This window comes from Streptococcus mitis (assembly GCF_022137125.1).
Taxonomy (GTDB): Bacteria; Bacillota; Bacilli; order Lactobacillales; family Streptococcaceae; genus Streptococcus; species Streptococcus mitis_CE.
Genome location: NZ_JAKNEQ010000015.1, coordinates 1 through 2642, shown reverse-complemented (window position 1 = coordinate 2642; position 2642 = coordinate 1). Strand labels below are relative to the sequence as shown.

Sequence of the window (2642 nt, the reverse complement as noted above, 5' to 3'; positions counted from 1 at the left end):
CGCGAAAGCCAAAGCTGACGCAGCGAAGCAAGCAATCGACAACGCGACAACAAACGATGCAGTAACTCAAGCTAAAAACGCTGGAGTGACATCAGTAGATTCGGTAACTCCAACGCCGGTAGCCAAACCAGCAGCGAAGCAAGCCATCGATGACGCATTAAAAGCTAAGAATGACGCGATTGATGCGAACAACGATTTAACAGATGAAGAGAAAACTGCAGCTAAAGAAGAAGCTAAAGCTAAAGCAGATGTAGCAAAACAAGCGATTGACAATGCGACAACAAACGATGCAGTAACTCAAGCTAAAAACGCTGGAGTGACATCAGTAGATTCGGTAACTCCAACGCCAACAGCTAAACCGGCTGCAAAACAAGCCATCGATGACGCATTGAAAGCTAAGAACGACGCGATTGATGCGAACAATGACTTAACAGACGAAGAAAAAACTGCGGCGAAAGCTGATGCAAAAGCCAAAGCCGACGCAGCGAAACAAGCAATCGACAACGCAACAACAAATGCGGCGGTAGATCAAGCTAAGGCTGATGGAACAACAGAAGTAAACAATGTAACTCCAACACCAGTAGCGAAGCCAGCGGCAAAACAAGCCATCTATGACGCATTGAAAGCCAAGAATGATACGATTGACGCGAACAACGACTTAACAGCGGAAGAAAAAGCTGCAGCTAAGCAAGAAGCGCAAGACAAAGCGACTGCAGCGAAACAAGCGATCGACAACGCAACAACAAATGTGGCGGTAGACCAAGCTAAGGCTGATGGAACAACAGAAGTGAACAATGTAACTCCAACACCAGTAACGAAGCCAGCAGCTAAGAAAGCCATCGACGATGCACTGAAAGCAAAGAATGACGCGATTGATGCAAACAATGACTTAACAGCAGAAGAAAAAGCTAAAGCTAAGGAAGATGCAAAAGTCAAAGCTGACGCAGCGAAGACTGCAATCGACAACGCAACAACAAACGATGCAGTTGAGAAAGCTAAAAACGCTGGGGCAGCAAGTGTATCTTCAGTCACTCCAACAGCGCAAGCGAAGCCAGTGGCTAAAAAAGCAATAGAAGACGCGTTAGCTGAGAAGATTAAAGCAATCGAAGCAAACAATGACTTGACTGATGAAGAAAAAGCTGCGGCAAAACAAGAAGCGCAAGAAAAAGCAACTACAGCAAAACAAGCGATTGACAATGCGACAACAAATGCAGGAGTAGACCAAGCTAAGGCTAATGGAACAACAGAAGTAAACAATGTAAATCCAACACCAGTAGCAAAACCAGCAGCTAAAAAAGCAATAGACGATGCCCTAAAAGCTAAAAATGACGCGATTGATGCGAACAACGATTTAACAGATGAAGAGAAAACTGCAGCTAAAGAAGAAGCTAAAGCTAAAGCAGATGCAGCAAAACAAGCGATTGACAATGCGACAACCAATGCAGGGGTAGACCAAGCTAAGGCTAACGGAACAACAGAAGTAAACAATGTAAATCCAACACCAGTAGCGAAACCAGAAGCTAAGACAGCGATTGATAATGCGCTTAAAGCCAAAGAAGCAGAAATCGATGCTCGAGATGATCTGACAGCTGAGGAAAAAATAGCAGCTAAGGAAGAAGCTAAAGCCAAAGCAGATGCAGCAAAACACGCAGTTGATAAAGCAACGACAAATGCTGACGTTGAAAATGTAAAAACTACTGGGGTAGCAGATGTAAACTCATTGAATCCAGTAGCAGTTAAGAAACCAGAGGCTAAAAAAGCAGTTGATGAAGCACTTAAAGCTAAAGAAGCAGAAATTGATGCGAACAATGACTTAACAGCAGAAGAGAAACAAGCAGCTAAGGAAGAGGCTAAGAAAAAAGCAGATGCGGCTAAGCAAGCAATCGATGGAGCTGATACAGATATTAAGGTTGATGTAAATAGTATATCTGGTTTAAGTGATGTAAATTCGTTTAGTCCTGAAGCAACTAAGAAACCAGCAGCTAAACAAGCAATAGATGATGCATTAAAAGCAAAAGAAGATGCAATAGATGCAAATGCTGATTTAACAGCCGAAGAAAAAGCAAAGGCTAAAGCAGAAGCCAAGGCAAAAGCCAATGCGGAAAAACAAGCAATCGACAATGCGACAACAAACGCAGAAGTGGAACAGGCTAAGATTGCAGGAACAACAAAGGTAGATTCAGTAAATCCATTAGCGGTTAAGAAACCAGCAGCTAAGCAAGCAATAGACGAAGCACTGAAAGCTAAGACTGACGAGATTGATGCTCGCACAGACTTAACAGATGAAGAGAAAACTGCAGCTAAGGCAGGAGCTAAGAAAAAAGCCGATTCAGCGAAAGAAGCAATTGATAACGCAACAACAAACGCAGAAGTGGAACAAGCTAAGACTGCAGGAACGGCATCAGTAGCTTCAGTGACTCCAACGCCAGTGGCAAAACCGACTGCGAAGCAAGCAATCGACGACGTACTTAAAGCTAAGAACGATGCAATCGACGCAAACAATGACTTAACCGCAGAAGAGAAAGCCAAAGCTAAGGAAGACGCGAAAGCAAAAGCCGATGCAGCAAAACAAGAAATTGACAACGCGACAACAAACGCAGAAGTGGAACAAGCTAAGACTGCAGGAACGGCATCAGTAGCTT

General features: G+C 43.7%; 1 protein-coding gene. It reads left to right on the top strand.

Annotated features, from left to right (window positions below; all coding sequences use genetic code 11):
• The coding region (locus L0P31_RS09235; protein WP_238096644.1) for a DUF1542 domain-containing protein at positions 1 to 2642 on the top strand (2642 nt) is incomplete at both ends.